Origin of the sequence: Polycladidibacter hongkongensis (assembly GCF_001561995.1) — a bacterium.
In the GTDB taxonomy this organism is placed as follows: Bacteria; Pseudomonadota; Alphaproteobacteria; order Rhizobiales; family Stappiaceae; genus Pseudovibrio; species Pseudovibrio hongkongensis.
The window spans coordinates 48248-62003 of the sequence record NZ_LLWC01000008.1 but is presented as its reverse complement, the minus strand read 5'-3'; the positions used below and the strand labels follow the sequence as shown (position 1 = coordinate 62003).

Annotated in this window: 13 protein-coding genes; 5 read left to right on the top strand and 8 right to left on the bottom strand. The window is 53.2% G+C overall.

Translation table 11 applies throughout. The features are described from left to right. Nucleotides 1-78 precede the first annotated feature (78 nt). Entirely contained in the window at nucleotides 79-831 is a 753-nt protein-coding gene (locus AYK82_RS01465) for a MipA/OmpV family protein (RefSeq protein WP_208976351.1), read from the top strand. Between the two features lie 65 nt (nucleotides 832-896). Here the strand turns inward: AYK82_RS01465 and AYK82_RS01460 are convergent, their stop codons facing one another. From AYK82_RS01460 to AYK82_RS01450, 3 genes are all read right to left on the bottom strand, one after another. Then, nucleotides 897-1376 (bottom strand): DUF1203 domain-containing protein, encoded by a 480-nt coding sequence (locus AYK82_RS01460; RefSeq protein WP_068310591.1) that lies wholly within the window; start codon nucleotides 1374-1376, stop codon nucleotides 897-899. Nucleotides 1377-1478: 102 nt separating this feature from the next. After that, a complete protein-coding gene (locus tag AYK82_RS01455; protein WP_068310590.1) occupies nucleotides 1479-2510 on the bottom strand; it encodes a patatin-like phospholipase family protein in 1032 nt (343 codons plus the stop codon). Nucleotides 2511-2537: 27 nt separating this feature from the next. After that, on the bottom strand, nucleotides 2538-3326 hold the full coding sequence (locus AYK82_RS01450) for a 3-hydroxybutyrate dehydrogenase (RefSeq protein WP_068310587.1): 789 nt from the start codon (nucleotides 3324-3326) through the stop codon (nucleotides 2538-2540). Between the two features lie 282 nt (nucleotides 3327-3608). On the opposite strand from AYK82_RS01450, the gene ispG reads away from it, so the two are divergent. After that, nucleotides 3609-4859, top strand: coding sequence for a flavodoxin-dependent (E)-4-hydroxy-3-methylbut-2-enyl-diphosphate synthase (ispG, locus tag AYK82_RS01445; protein WP_068311268.1), 1251 nt, complete (start codon nucleotides 3609-3611; stop codon nucleotides 4857-4859). 32 nt (nucleotides 4860-4891) lie between these two features. Next, entirely contained in the window at nucleotides 4892-5806 is a 915-nt protein-coding gene (gene pdxY, locus AYK82_RS01440) for a pyridoxal kinase (protein ID WP_068310585.1), read from the top strand. Between the two features lie 4 nt (nucleotides 5807-5810). Here pdxY and AYK82_RS18160 read toward each other — a convergent pair whose 3' ends face one another. From AYK82_RS18160 to AYK82_RS01425, 3 genes are all read right to left on the bottom strand, one after another. After that, nucleotides 5811-7079: a L,D-transpeptidase family protein gene (locus AYK82_RS18160; RefSeq protein WP_208976350.1), complete on the bottom strand. Its 1269-nt coding sequence runs from the start codon at nucleotides 7077-7079 to the stop codon at nucleotides 5811-5813. Between the two features lie 222 nt (nucleotides 7080-7301). Then, nucleotides 7302-8258, bottom strand: a complete 957-nt coding sequence (locus AYK82_RS01430; protein WP_068310580.1) for an acetyl-CoA carboxylase carboxyltransferase subunit alpha — start codon at nucleotides 8256-8258, stop codon at nucleotides 7302-7304. 231 nt (nucleotides 8259-8489) lie between these two features. Further along, complete coding sequence (locus AYK82_RS01425) at nucleotides 8490-9341, bottom strand: DUF3108 domain-containing protein (protein WP_208976349.1); 852 nt, start codon at nucleotides 9339-9341, stop codon at nucleotides 8490-8492. Between the two features lie 349 nt (nucleotides 9342-9690). Between AYK82_RS01425 and rpmB the strand changes: the two genes are divergently transcribed. Next, on the top strand, nucleotides 9691-9978 hold the full coding sequence (rpmB, locus tag AYK82_RS01420; RefSeq protein WP_068310578.1) for a 50S ribosomal protein L28: 288 nt from the start codon (nucleotides 9691-9693) through the stop codon (nucleotides 9976-9978). Nucleotides 9979-9993: 15 nt separating this feature from the next. Then, nucleotides 9994-10641 carry a queuosine precursor transporter gene (locus AYK82_RS01415; protein WP_068310577.1) on the top strand — a complete coding sequence of 216 codons (648 nt, stop codon included), beginning with the start codon at nucleotides 9994-9996 and terminating at the stop codon, nucleotides 10639-10641. A gap of 82 nt (nucleotides 10642-10723) precedes the next feature. Here AYK82_RS01415 and AYK82_RS01410 read toward each other — a convergent pair whose 3' ends face one another. Next, entirely contained in the window at nucleotides 10724-11863 is a 1140-nt protein-coding gene (locus AYK82_RS01410; RefSeq protein WP_068310575.1) for an esterase-like activity of phytase family protein, read from the bottom strand. 3 nt (nucleotides 11864-11866) lie between these two features. After that, nucleotides 11867-13747, bottom strand: a complete 1881-nt coding sequence (gene cobT / locus AYK82_RS01405; protein WP_068310573.1) for a cobaltochelatase subunit CobT — start codon at nucleotides 13745-13747, stop codon at nucleotides 11867-11869. Nucleotides 13748-13756 lie beyond the last annotated feature (9 nt).

Sequence of the window (13756 nt, the reverse complement as noted above, 5' to 3'; positions counted from 1 at the left end):
CTGTATGCGGCAACCCACTTAAGGTACCCCATGACCTATTTTTGGAAGAAATTCTCGGGAGTTTGTTTGGCCGGCGTATTGGCTGCACTCCCATTCAGCGCTCAAGCTGACGACGATTTTTTGACTGCCGATCTCAATGACGAACAGATGCAGAAGCAGTATGTTCTTGATGTGGGTATCGGCGGTTTTATGAACACAAAGTACGATGGTTCCGATGAGTATATTTTCTATCCGGTACCGTTGATTGGAATTGGGCGTTTTTATATTCCAATGCTTGGGCAGGTAGAAGATGGTGCAAAAGAGCGTGGCTTCTTTATCTACCCATCCTTTGGTTTTGTAGGTGGGCGAGACGAGAGCGATAGCGATAGGCTTAAGGGAACCAAAAAAATTCCTTGGGCAGGCGAGATTGGCCTAGGTGCAGGGTATCGCTATGGCATGTTCCGGGTGTTTGGTGATTTGCGCCATGGCTTCAATGGCCATACCGGCTGGGTTGGCCGTGCCGGGGTGGATGTGATTACCAAGCCATTTGAGCGGATCACATTTTCAATTGGCCCGCGCATTGACTATGCCAGTGACAGCTATATGGACACCTACTTTAGCACGCCGAGCACAGCTGATGCTGGCGTCTTTGAAGCTGATGGTGGCATTAAAAGTGTAGGGGCAATCGTGCGCACGAGCTACGCTGCGACCGAAACGGTCTCTTTGCACTTGCAAGGTGGCTATGATCGTTTGATCGGCGATGCGGCCGATAGCCCTATCAGCCAAAATGATGATCAGTGGACGATCGGCGTGGGTGCAACCTATCGCATGTCTTTCGATTTGTTTGACTAAGCAGATAGTTCTGGGAAATTTGCTCTTACAAGGGCCTCACAGCGGTGCTGTGAGGCCCTTGTTGCTTAGTTCGGGGTATCATAGGGATATGCGACCGCCGCGAAGCAGCCACGTCGCGCATAGTGCAACTGCACGTAACTAACTTCCGGCTCGTTGCAGAAAGCGATCAGGGTTTTCTCGATTTCGTCCCCTTCAGCTATGTCTGCAAGGATCATCATATGATCGCTATCAAAGGCGCGCAGTGACAAAAGGCGGGAGGAAAGCGACACGGGGACACTATCGATATACGGCTTAGCCTCTACGGCGTTTTCTCGAACAAAAATAGCATGTGAAGCCTTATAGGGTGTGTCATTTGGCTGATAGGCGTAGTTCAGCAGAAATAATCGCTCACCAACCTCGGCGTCGGCAAGGGAAACGCGGCATGGGTAACCCGGCTTCTCGTCAGCTGTGTAAATGTGTACGCCGTGCTGGGCGCGCTGCCCATCTGTTAAACTGTCTAGGTATGCGAATTGTTCAGCTTTGAGGCCAGATATTTTGTAAGCCATCCTGTCTCTCCTTTGTGTAAAAAGGCTAGAAGGCATGCTGGCTTTAAGCCACCCGATTTGCGAGTGGTTGTTTTAGGGCAGTGTAAGAATGGAGAGCAAGACCTATTGAAACTCTGCCGCAAGATCTAATGTACTAACATCGCCGATGTGTTGAAGATGGCGTGCGACCCAGTCTTGGGCGGCATCCCGGCCAATCTCAAACAATTGCTCTAAAAACTCCCACTGCGGATTGAGCTTGGATGACGCTCCGAAAGTGATTAGCTTCGATGTGGCTTCGATGCGATGCATATGCACGCGGGTGTAATTTTTTCGATCCAGAATGCCGTCATCTAGCAGGCGGGAGACGAAGTCTATGGCGCGAAGTTCACGCAAGAGGGTGGAGTTGAACGTTATTTCGTTCAGACGCTCAGAAATCTCCGAGGCTGTGCGCGGGACTTCATCGCGTGCGACAGGGTTGATCTGTACCAGCAGGATATCGGTGATCCCACCGCTGTGAAAGAGCGGGAAAAGAGGCGGGTTTCCCATGTAACCACCGTCCCAGTAAGCCTCATCACCGATTTCGACAGCTTGAAAAACATAGGGTAAACAGCAGGATGCCATAGTGGCATCAAGAGTTACCTCTTCTCCGGTAAAAATTTTAATCTTGCCCGAGCGCACATTGGTAGCGGCGATATGCAGTGCAAGTTTGGAGCAGCAGGCCACTCTATCAAAATCGATAAGCTCAGCTACCAGTTCCCGTAATGGATTATAGCCAAGTGGATTGAGCTGATAAGGAGACCAGACGCGAGAGGCGAGATCCCACGCGGTATAGGCAGGAGAGTGCTCAAGCGACCAGTTGCCCATCCAGACATCTAGCTGACTGCGCTGAAACGGATTGACACTACTGCTTTTGCTTACGCCTCGCCAAAAGCGCGCCAAAGTCTCCCGCGCTTTTTCCGGGCCGCCTTCAACCAAACCATCCGCCAGTGCAACTGCATTCATCGCACCAGCGCTGGTGCCGGAGATCTGACCGATCTCGATGCTGTCGTGCTCTAGCAAATAATCCAATACGCCCCATGTAAACGCGCCATGGGCTCCGCCGCCTTGAAGAGCGAGATTGAGCTGTTTCTTTTTGCCTGCCGGTCTTGAGTGCATCTCACTTCTTCCGCTTGTTTATCTCGGTTATTGAGCCGTCCAGCCCCCGTCAACGGGCAGAATACTGCCGGTGATTGCGCTGGCGGCATCGGAGCACAGGTACATGGCAAGCGCTGCGACTTGTTCCACTGTTACAAATTCTTTGGTCGGCTGTGCGGCGAGGAGTACGTCCTTCTTCACTTGCTCCTCTGTCAGACCACGCGCTTTCATCGTGTCTGGAATTTGTTGTTCTACCAGCGGTGTCCATACATAACCCGGGCAAATTGCATTTGCGGTTATGTTGTGCTGGGCCAGTTCGAGCGCGACTGTTTTGGTGAGGCCCGCGATGCCGTGTTTGGCGGCGACATAGGCAGATTTAAATGGCGAGGCGACCAAAGCATGAGCCGAGGCAGTGTTAATAATGCGTCCCCAGCCAGAGTCTTTCATATGCGGTACTGCATGGCGAATGGTATGGAAGGCCGAACTCAAGTTGATGGCGATAATAGCGTCCCACTTTTCTGGCGGGAAATCCTCTACTGGGTCTACGTGTTGAATGCCAGCATTGTTGATGAGGATCTCTAGCGAACCGAACTCACCAATTGTTTGCGCGACCATATCTTTGATCTGATCGGGCTTTGACATGTCAGCGGGCGAGTACAGACACTCCACATCATGCTGCTCTTTTATAGCGAGGCGGGTTGCCTCGATTTCCTCCATAGGGCCAAAGCCATTAATGACAATGTTAGCGCCATTTTCTGCAAGGGCTTTGGCATAGGCAAGACCGATGCCAGAGGTGGAGCCGGTGACGATTGCGTTTTTTCCCAGAAGTGGTTTCACTGTTGCCTCAATAAATATTTGTATAAGCTGATAGAGTACCGCGAACTAGAACCAACACAACCTGTTTAAGATGTCTATTGCGCGCAGGTAACCCCGAGAAATTCATGGGCTGCCGGTCAGGGTCTATACAGGTAGAGAGGTGCTAGTTGCTCAGGTAAAAGAGTTTTCTTTGTGCCGTTTAAGTCTTTAAATCGCCGTAGATGCCCATAGATATTGACAGGATGTGCCTAATGGGCCACTTGCTGCAGCTAACAAAGAATGAGCCGGGTCAACGAGATCAATATGCCAGAAAATCACCAGATGTTTCTTAGTGAGCCTTTGCCGCGCCGCCAGTCGGTTGCAGTTAATGTGGGCGGTGTCGTCGTTGGCGGTACGGCTCCGGTTGTGGTTCAATCGATGACCAATACTGACACCGCTGATGTGGATAGCACAGTGGCGCAGGTCTCGGCTTTGGCGCGGGCCGGCTCGGAGCTGGTGCGGATTACCGTAGACAAAGACGAGGCGGCAGCGGCGGTGCCGCGGATAAAAGAGCGTTTGGCGCGGATTGGCGTAAATGTGCCGCTGATTGGTGATTTTCACTATATTGGCCATAAGCTGCTGGCAGATCACCCTGCCTGCGCCGAAGCACTTGATAAGTACCGTATTAACCCGGGTAACGTCGGATTTAAGGCGAAGAAAGATGCCCAATTTTCGCAGATTATCGAAACGGCGCTGAACTATGACAAGCCCGTGCGGATCGGGGTGAATTGGGGGTCTCTAGATCAAGAACTGCTTACGCATTTGATGGATAAAAACCAGGATGAAGGCTCGCCGTTGACTGCGCAGCAAGTGATGCGCGAGGCGATTTGCCAATCTGGTTTGCTTTCCGGGAAGCGGGCTGAAGAGCTTGGCATGGGAAAGGATAAGATTATCCTCTCGGCCAAGGTCTCGCAGGTGCAGGATTTGATTTCGGTCTATGTTGATCTTGCGCAGCGCTGCGATTATGCCCTCCATCTTGGTTTGACAGAGGCTGGCATGGGGACAAAAGGCATCGTTGCCTCTTCAGCCTCTATGGGCTTGCTGCTGCAACAAGGCATTGGCGATACGATCCGCATTTCATTGACGCCGGAGCCGGGTGGGGACCGCACACGCGAAGTGCAAGTTTCGCAGGAACTGCTGCAAACCATGGGCTTTCGCAGTTTTGTGCCGATTGTTGCCGCTTGTCCGGGTTGTGGGCGCACAACTTCAACCGTGTTTCAGGAATTGGCACAGGATATTCAGGATCATATTCGTACGTCTATGCCTGTTTGGCGCGAGCAATATCCTGGTGTTGAAGAGCTCAATGTGGCGGTAATGGGGTGCATAGTGAATGGACCTGGTGAATCCAAGCATGCTGATATTGGCATTTCCCTGCCGGGCACGGGAGAAACCCCTGCTGCGCCAGTGTTCGTTGACGGGCAGAAGGTAAAAACATTGCGCGGCGCAGGAATTGCTGAGGATTTTAAAAAGATGGTGCTAGACTACATCGAGAATAGATACGGCAACGGTGCGTAGCTCCGGTAGTTTGCAATAATAAAGAGCCATCCATGTCCCTAGAGCGTTTCAGCAAAAAACTAAGTGTGCCACAGCAAAACGAGCCAAAGAAAAAAGGCTCAGTTTTGGTGATTACTTCTCAGGTCGTGCGGGGGAGTGTTGGTGGGCGTGTGAGCGTATTCGCGCTGGAGCGGTTTGGCTATCCGGTGTGGTTTTTACCGACGATCTTGCTGCCTTGGCATCCGGGCAGAGGCGCTGGTACGCGAATTACAGCTGCGCCGCAGAGTTTTGCACATATTGCCGATGAGATAGCCAACAGTGGATGGCTTGGCGAGATCGACGCTGTGATCACCGGTTATATGGGCAGCGCGGAGCAAACGCAGGAATTGGCGCATGTGGTGCGCGCTGTGAAGCAGGTGAACCCGAAGGCACTTTACCTATGTGATCCGGTGATAGGTGATCGTGGAGGGCTATATGTGCCGCAGGACGTTGCGACAAGTATCCGGGAAAATCTCCTGCCCTTGGCGGATGTAACCACACCCAACAGGTTTGAGCTGGCATGGCTCAGCGGAATGGCAACAGATAGTGAGCAAGGGGCGATCGCGGCAGCGCGGGGGCTTGGTGTGGAGCGGACGATTGTCAGTTCGGCTCTTGCAATGCGGCGTAACTGCATTGGCAATCTGTTTGTTGGTGCTGATGGCTGCTTTGCTATCGAACATGCGGAAGTTAACAATCCACCACATGGAACTGGAGACTTGCTGGCTTCGCTGTTTGTTGCGCGCTTGTTAGAAGGGGCGAGCGATGAAAGTGCCTTGAAAAAGGCGACTGCCTCGACATTTGAGCTGTTGGCGCGTAGCGTGAAAATGGAAGCACAGGAGCTGCTCTATAGTGAGCATCAAGATGTGTTGTTGAAACCATTTGCGCTGGTAAATGAGCGCAGAATTATTGAAGCTCCCGTTCGGGCTTAGTCTCTTAAGGCTTTCTTTGTGGTCGCGGAGCGTTCGCGCCGGGAAGCTGCAAGGTTTTTGCAACTTGAACTTTCGCTTGTTTTGGCGCTTCAAGCACCACCGGGGTCGCGTCCTGCGGCTGCTCGCGTCTTGCGAAAATTGAGTTGAAGAAGCCGATTGCGGCGTCAGCGGAGTTTTCCAGCAGGTTTGGCTGCTTTGGTTGGCTGTCCTCCTGTGGCTTTGTTGTGGGGGCGTTTGCCATTGAGCCGCCTCGTGTCAACTCCACTTGCGTCTGCTGTGATGACGGCTTCGCCTGAACTTTTTCTTGAGCTTTTGTGTTTGTCGGAAGTGGCGTTTCCAGCTTGTCTTCTGATCCAAAGAGGCGGGCAATTGCGGCATCGCGCTCTGCCTTGCGGCGTGCTTTTTCAATGTGATCTGCTATGGCGAGTTTGTCTTTTGCTTGCCGTTTTGAAAGCCCCTTGCTCAGATAATCGGGTGTTGTGTAGGCAGGGCATTTGCCGTTCGCGTCAAATTTGATGCGTGAACCAGCTGGTTTTGCATTGAATACATAACGCCCTTCACAAACCTCCACTTTGGGCGGGGTCTTGGTGATCTCGAAATGATCGGAGCCTTCTTTAAGCATCTGCCAGAATTTGTAGTGCTTGTTGTGGCGGTGGCGGGCCATGTTTTGCGCTGTCATGTGAAAGGGGAAGGCCTGCACTTGAAACTTTCTTTGTCCGCCAAAAAAGGCATCACGGCCAAGGGCGTAGATGTCAGCGATTTGCTCGTCTGTCATGGCATAGCAGCCTCTGGACGAGCAGGCGCCGTGCACCATCAAGTGTGACCCTGTCCGGCCATGGGCACGGTCATACTTGTTAGGAAATCCGAGGTTAAACGAAAGATAGTATGAAGAGTTCGGGTTCATGCGCCCCGGGGTAACTTCGTAAAAACCTTCGGGGGCTTGCCGATCTCCTTCTTTGAACTTCGGGCCTAGCTTGCCAGACCACTTGCAGATCTCGTAGGTTTCAAGCTTGGCGTATTTACCGGATCTGGTCTTTTTCCAGATTTCCAGCTCGGATTCCTCTTTAAAAATGCGAATGAAAATCGGAGCATTCGCTGCCATATCCAGCTTCTCCATTCTGCGCTTGAGCGCAGAGGAGACAGGGCGGTCTGCTTTATCCAAGCCTTCAAAGCCTGACTGGCAGGATACCATGAAGGTGAGAGCGGCCAATATGGCCATAAGCTTCAAGAGCGGCCAGCGCATAAACGCCGACAGGAAACGGGGAGCCTGCATGGTACCTACCATAATTCCATGTCCACGAGCCGCCTTCCGTAAATGCAGGCCAGTGGTGCTAGCAAATTCGCTATAAAGTTCAATATAATCTAATTGAACTAAGCTGCAATTTGTAGCCAAGTTTTATCTTTGCATTACTGGTAAGGCATGAGAAATGTGCACGAAAAAAGGCACCTGAATGAAATTCAGGTGCCTTGATTGGTTAATCTGCACAGGATTCTGCTAGGGCAGTTGACGACCGATGCGCAAAAACTTTTCTTTGCGATGCTTGCGTACATCTTCGCGGGTCATAGCGCCATAGGTTTTAAGCGCAGCCTCAACGGATTGGCCAGCACGGTCTACGACGATTTCTTTTGCGCGGTGTGCGCCGCCGATTGGTTCGGAGACAATCTCGTCGATTACACCGAGTTCTTGGAGGTCTTGAGCTGTGATTTTCATGTTGGTGGCTGCATCTTGGGCGCGCGTGCTGTCACGCCACAGGATGGATGCCCCAGCTTCCGGAGAAATCACCGAATAGATCGAATGCTCGAGCATTGCCACGTGGTTTGTTGTGGCGATTGCAATGGCACCGCCAGAGCCGCCTTCGCCGATCACAACAGAAACGTTTGGCACCTGTAGATCAAGGCAAGCAGATGTGGAGCGGGCAATCGCCTCTGCCTGGCCGCGCTCTTCTGCGCCAATACCGGGGTAAGCGCCAGCGGTGTCGACAAAAGAAAGAACTGGAATGTCAAACCGATCAGCAAGCTCCATAATGCGGACTGCTTTGCGGTAGCCTTCTGGGCGCGCCATGCCGAAATTGCGTTTCAAGCGCGATTCTGTATCGTTGCCTTTTTCCTGACCAAGGACCGCAACAGACTGGCCACGAAAGCGACCGAACCCGGCGATTAAAGCATTGTCCTCGGAAAATTTGCGATCGCCTGCCAGCGGGGTGAAATCGGTGATCAGGCCACCGATATAGTCCAGTGCGTGCGGGCGATCCGGGTGACGGGCTACCAGAGTTTTCTGCCAAGGGCTGAGGCGCTCATAAATATCGGTGAGAGCTTGATCTGCCTTTTCTTGAAGGCGGGAGATTTCGTCCTCTACATCTACGGCTTCGCCGCCTTCTGCGAGGATTTTGAGCTCCTGCACTTTACCTTCAAGGTCCGCGACAGGTTTTTCAAATTCTAGATAGCTGCGCATTATTTATAATCACTCGTTGCATGTGGCAGAAATCTGCCGCCCATGGCGACCTGCACCACTTATGTTGCAGGGAAAGTGGCGATGGTGGCCCGCTGTGTCAAGTCATGGAGCACCTTGCCGGTGCGGTTTTGCGGTTTCCTTGAGAGGTTTTGCAAAGAAAGCTGGGGCTTGTCAAATTGACGCATAGGGAAAGCGCAGGCGACGCTGCGCTTTTCCATGGGTGTTGTTAGGCTATCTAGAAGCGGTGAAGCGCCCCTTTGGCATGTCGAGCTTTTGCGCCTGCAGCACGAGGGTTCCCGTCGCCGTTGGCATTGTCATGCGGTAGGGGATGAGCACTCCTGAATCGCCCACTGGAGCGAGCCATGCCTCAATGCCTTCTGCATTTGCCAGCATTTTTACAGCTTTTCGCTCTGGCCGGTGGCCCGCAACGGGGACCCAGCGTGCGGAACAGACAACAACGGGGCCATTGTAGCCTTTACCGCTTACATCACGCTGTCCCTTGAAGCTGAGCTTGATATCGAAACGCGTCCAGCCATCGAAAATCGGCAGCGTGCGGTTGCAAGCTTCTTTGCCCAGAGTGCTGGCCCCTTTGGGCAGCGGAACCAGTGCAGCGCTAAGTGGGTCCATGGCATTTTTGCGGTGGTCTGAGCGAATCTTTACGCGTGTCTTTGAGGGCTTGAACTGCGGGGTGACATGCGCCGTACGAATATGGCCAGAGCCTTGACCCAAATTCACATAGAAATTCCGGCTGGCCGCTTTTGAAGCCATTGTGTAGCGTGCTGGCAGAATGCGTTTGCCGGAGAGCCAGCCAGTGGCTTCTGCACCGCCAGTGCCGGTGGAAAACAAGGTGCCAATGCCAGCTGGCTCCATGCCGACTTTCGCAGAATAGGCATTCCCTTGAACAATCAGCGAGACAGACCCGCGACCGACTGTGATACCGGCGATGGAAATGTCGTAGATTCCGCCAAGGCGTTCAGTTTTTCCAGAGGCTATTGTGGAAAGGCTGGAGAAAAGTAGCAGGCCGGATGCGGCGACCGCAGATACAACAACTCTATGCAGCTTTATTCTTGTTTGTGAAAGCACGTCGAGTTACCTCCAAGGCTGCGTTTCTTGCTTGTTATCGAATTAAATGCGAAGCCTTCAGTTCAAGGCCTGTTTAGAATGAGTGGAAAGCCTAGGGCGCATAAGGTAACGGGCAGGTTAAGAACACGCAAAAAACTCGCCGTAGAGTTGAAAAAATAAATTTGGCCATCAAATCCGCAGCAAACTCTTGACGAAATCGGCTGCGCTATTTATAGCAGGCCGACTTTTCTTTATAGGCCGGTTGGTGGCTTTGGCGCAGATGATGCGCGCCGCCGTAGCTTTCCGGTTCAACCAAATCATGCCTCTTTGCTTAAAAAGAGCGCGGAAATAGAACAAAAGGGTGACCCTAATGGCACGCCGTTGCGAACTCACCGGTAAAGACGTAATGACCGGCAACAACGTTTCACACGCTAACAACAAGAGCCGTCGTCGCTTCTTGCCTAACTTGTGTAACGTTTCCCTGTTGAGCGATACGCTTGGCGAGACTTACAAGCTGCGTATTTCTGCACACGCGCTGCGCTCTGTTGAGCACCGCGGCGGTCTGGACGCATTTTTGCTGAAAGCAGCAGAAGCTGATCTGTCTCCAAAAGCCCGCCTTCTGAAAACCGAAATCAAGCGCCGTCAGGCAGCTGCTTAAGATTTTGGCGCTTACATGATGGCAAGCGAATCAACGACGCGTCCACTGGCCTATGGCATCCTTGCGATGACTGCGGTTGTGGTCGCGTCGAATTTCTTGGTGCAGTACCCTGTGCATGGCATGTTGGCCGGTATAAACCTTGCCGACCTGTTGACTTGGGGTGCCTTCACCTACCCGATCGCGTTTTTGGTAACTGATCTGACCAACCGTCAGTATGGCCCAAAAGCAGCACGTAAAGTTGTGTTTGCCGGATTTGCTGTCGCTGTGGCGCTGTCTATCTGGCTGGCGACACCGCGCATTGCTATTGCTTCTGGTGCGGCTTTCCTAAGCGCTCAGCTACTGGACGTGTTCGTGTTTAACAAGCTGCGCAACCTGACTTGGTGGAAAGCGCCTGCAGTATCTTCAACAGTTAGCTCAGTTTTGGATACGGTGATTTTCTTCTTTATCGCGTTCTCTGCGCAACTGGCCTTTATGGGTGGTTTTGATGCATTCGCGGTTGAGGCTGCGCCGTTGTTGGGCGTGTTCTCGGTTGAGGTTCCTCGCTGGGTTTCATGGGCACTGGGTGACTTTTCGGTGAAGCTGCTGGTTGCCGCGGCAATGCTGGCGCCCTACCGGTTGCTGCTTGCATTGTTGGGAGCGATGCCGCAACCGCAAAACGGTTAAGGCTGACGCCGCAGTGATGGCGAATGCAAAAATTATCAAAACGGCATCCGCGTAAGCAGGTGCCGTTTTTTATTTTTGCTTTTTACTGATCGAGGCGGAACCGAAGCAAAACCGTGCGCTGCAGAAAATTGTAGTTATCGTCGGAAAGCAAGGTGAGATACGTTTCCCCGTTTTCTGCGATATGCAGTGCGATAGCTTCCATATTGTCAATATTGTGGGCAAAGCCGAGTTTGAAGACCTCATCGCCTCCCAGCAAGTTAGGCCCATTTGCGTCTTTTGTAAAAGCTTGTCTAATCTCGCTTTTTCTTATGCGCCGAACGCGGATATCAAGCCCACCGGCAATGCTAAAACGCCGTTCAAGAATGTAAAGCGTGCCGTCAGTGGCAAATACGGCGTCGGTTATATCAAGGCCGTCTTGTGCTTTAATATGGCCAATTGGTGTTTTGCCAATACTGCGATGACTGATGCCAAGCAGGAAAGCGGGGCGATCATCTTGATATTTGTTGCTGGCGGCGCGTTCGGCGATCGCCAGATATCGGCCAGAATAGGGCAAAGAGGCCGGAATGCGTGCGAGAGCTTCTATACTTTTGTTGGCACGCAGGGGCGGCGATTGCTTGTCGAGTTCTAAGATTTCCAAGAGTTGCAGCTTAGAAAGATCCAAGCTGCCGTTGGTCTCGGGGGCCTTGTAAAGGAGGGCTCCACCTTGTTTCTCATAGCCCACAGCTAGGGCTCCCCTCCGCCAATCGATGCGCAAGGCTTCTGTATCGTCTTGCGCACTGCCTTTGAGAGGTATTTGCTGCGAAGATGGTAATTCCCCCATGCGCGCATTCGTAAGCGCCAGAGGGGCTCCTGAGGGGCTTTGAGCGAGATCGGCTTGGAGCCAATAGCTGCGATCAGATATGGCGTAGAGGTGTTTTCCGTCTGGACTTATTTCCACGCCAGAGAAACCGCCCCACCAGCGGTCTGGCGAAGAGAGCACTAGGCCGCCAACAAAAACCGCTTTGCCAAAGCGAGTTTGGTCTGGCTTGCCATAGCGTAGACTGCTGATAGAAGTGGTTTGTACTGTGATGTTTCGGTGGCGCTGACGCGGCTTGAGTTTGGGCTTGACGCGGGTAACGATGTCGCTATCAGCACTTTTTGTAGAATTCGCCAATGCCGGGCCATGACTTGCTGAGGCAAGCAAGGATAGCCCAAGCACTGCGGAAAGAAGGCGGACGCGCATTGGTTAGGCGCGTCTCTTACGGGCCTGTTCCTGAGGGACCTCATCAAACAGATCTGCGAGCTGGTCGGTCATTGCGCCTGCAAGCTCTTCGGCATCCACGATAGTGACAGCGCGCTTGTAATAGCGGGTCACATCGTGGCCAATGCCGATGGCGATAAGCTCAACAGGAGAGCGGGTCTCAATCTCCTCGATGATGCTGCGCAAATGTTTTTCGAGGTAGTTGCCGGGGTTTACCGACAAGGTGCAGTCATCCACTGGCGCGCCATCTGATATCATCATCAAGATGCGGCGTTGCTCCGGGCGTGCCAATAGGCGTTTGTGGGCCCAATCCAAAGCTTCGCCATCGATGTTTTCTTTCAGGAGGCCTTCGCGCATCATCAGGCCAAGGTTGCGCTTGGCTCGGCGCCACGGCATGTCCGCAGATTTGTAGATAACATGGCGTAGGTCGTTTAGGCGTCCGGGATTTGCAGGTTTGCCATCATTCAGCCAATGCTCGCGGGATTGCCCACCTTTCCATGCTTTAGTGGTGAAGCCGAGGATTTCAACCTTAACGCCGCAGCGTTCCAGTGTGCGTGCCAGAATGTCTGCGCAGGTGGCGGCAACCGTAATCGGGCGACCACGCATGGAGCCGGAATTGTCGAGCAGCAGGGTGACGACTGTATCGCGAAACTGCGTGTCATTTTCCCATTTAAAGGCAAGAGGTTGCAGCGGATCTGTGACAACACGATACAGCCTTGCTGTGTCCAGCATGCCTTCATCAAGGTCGAATTCCCAAGACCGGTTTTGCTGCGCCATCAACTTGCGCTGCAGGCGGTTGGCAAGGCGAGAAACTGCCCCGGAGAGGCCAGACAGCTGTTTGTCAAGAAAGCCGCGCAACCGGTCCAGCTCTTCTGCGTCGCATAGCTCTTCTGCTGCGATCATCTCATCAAATTGGGTGGTGTAGGCGCGGTAGGCATCAGGGCTTGGCTGGTTTGTAAAGGGCAGTTCGCGACGCTCTGTTTCTCCAGCCTCTTGGGTGCTGTCAGACATGTCCTCTTCGGACATTTGTTCGTAATCGCTATCTGCGCCTTCGGTTTCGCCTTGTTGCTGCTCTTCGCCGGGGCGCTGCATTTCATCTTCTGCGCCCTCTTGCTCACCCTCTCCATCTTGCTGATCGGCAGCTAGATCGTTGCGTGCGCCATCATTATCCGCATCATCGCCGTCTTCTTCATTATCCTGCGGATCATCACCAAGCTCGTCACTCATATCCAGCGAAGAGAGCAGGTTGCGGATTTGTGCGGCAAATTCTGCTTGGTCTTCCATGCGCACAACAAGGCGGTCCAGCTCGGTGCCTGCTTTGTCTTCAACCCATGGGCGCCAGAGATCTACAAGGTGCGTTGCCTCTTTGGGGATAGCGCGGCCGGTAAGGCGTTGGCGCAGCATCAAGGCGACGGCATCATGAAGTGGGGCCTCACTGCGCGATGTTGCCGTGGCGTATTCTTCGCGTGCATATTTGGCGGCGAGCATGGCATCAATGTTATTGCCAGCTCCCTCCATGCGGTTTGAGCCTACTGCATCGCAGCGAGCCTGCTCCAGCGCCTCGTAGATGGCCTTCGCGTTTTCACCTTGTGGAATATGGCGCGCGTGCACTTTGGCATCATGGCAGGCAAGGCGCAGGGCCATGGAATCGCCAACACCGCGGGCGATGGCGATGTCTTTGCTGCGGGCCCTGCGGGTGATTTCTGGCAGGCGCACGCGTTGGCCAACAAGGCCGGGCCGATCCTGCGAGAAGGTGACGTCCAGTTCTGCATCGGCCGCAATGGCGCGCACAGCTCCGCTGACCGCTTGTTTTAGCGGTTGGGTTGGCGAGACTTGCTTGCCCATTTGCGCCTTATTGCCAGCCATGCAGCTTCT

Excerpts from the sequence above, each read along its gene's own strand:
- AYK82_RS01430 (WP_068310580.1), bottom strand. The coding sequence starts at position 8,258 with ATGCGCAGCTATCTAGAATTTGAAAAACCTGTCGCGGACCTTGAAGGT.
- AYK82_RS01410 (WP_068310575.1), bottom strand. The coding sequence starts at position 11,863 with ATGCGCGTCCGCCTTCTTTCCGCAGTGCTTGGGCTATCCTTGCTTGCC.
- cobT (WP_068310573.1), bottom strand. The coding sequence starts at position 13,747 with ATGGCTGGCAATAAGGCGCAAATGGGCAAGCAAGTCTCGCCAACCCAA.
- pdxY (WP_068310585.1), top strand. The coding sequence starts at position 4,892 with ATGTCCCTAGAGCGTTTCAGCAAAAAACTAAGTGTGCCACAGCAAAAC.
- ispG (WP_068311268.1), top strand. The coding sequence starts at position 3,609 with ATGCCAGAAAATCACCAGATGTTTCTTAGTGAGCCTTTGCCGCGCCGC.
- AYK82_RS01455 (WP_068310590.1), bottom strand. The coding sequence starts at position 2,510 with ATGCACTCAAGACCGGCAGGCAAAAAGAAACAGCTCAATCTCGCTCTT.
- AYK82_RS01415 (WP_068310577.1), top strand. The coding sequence starts at position 9,994 with ATGATGGCAAGCGAATCAACGACGCGTCCACTGGCCTATGGCATCCTT.
- AYK82_RS18160 (WP_208976350.1), bottom strand. The coding sequence starts at position 7,079 with ATGCAGGCTCCCCGTTTCCTGTCGGCGTTTATGCGCTGGCCGCTCTTG.
- AYK82_RS01460 (WP_068310591.1), bottom strand. The coding sequence starts at position 1,376 with ATGGCTTACAAAATATCTGGCCTCAAAGCTGAACAATTCGCATACCTA.
- rpmB (WP_068310578.1), top strand. The coding sequence starts at position 9,691 with ATGGCACGCCGTTGCGAACTCACCGGTAAAGACGTAATGACCGGCAAC.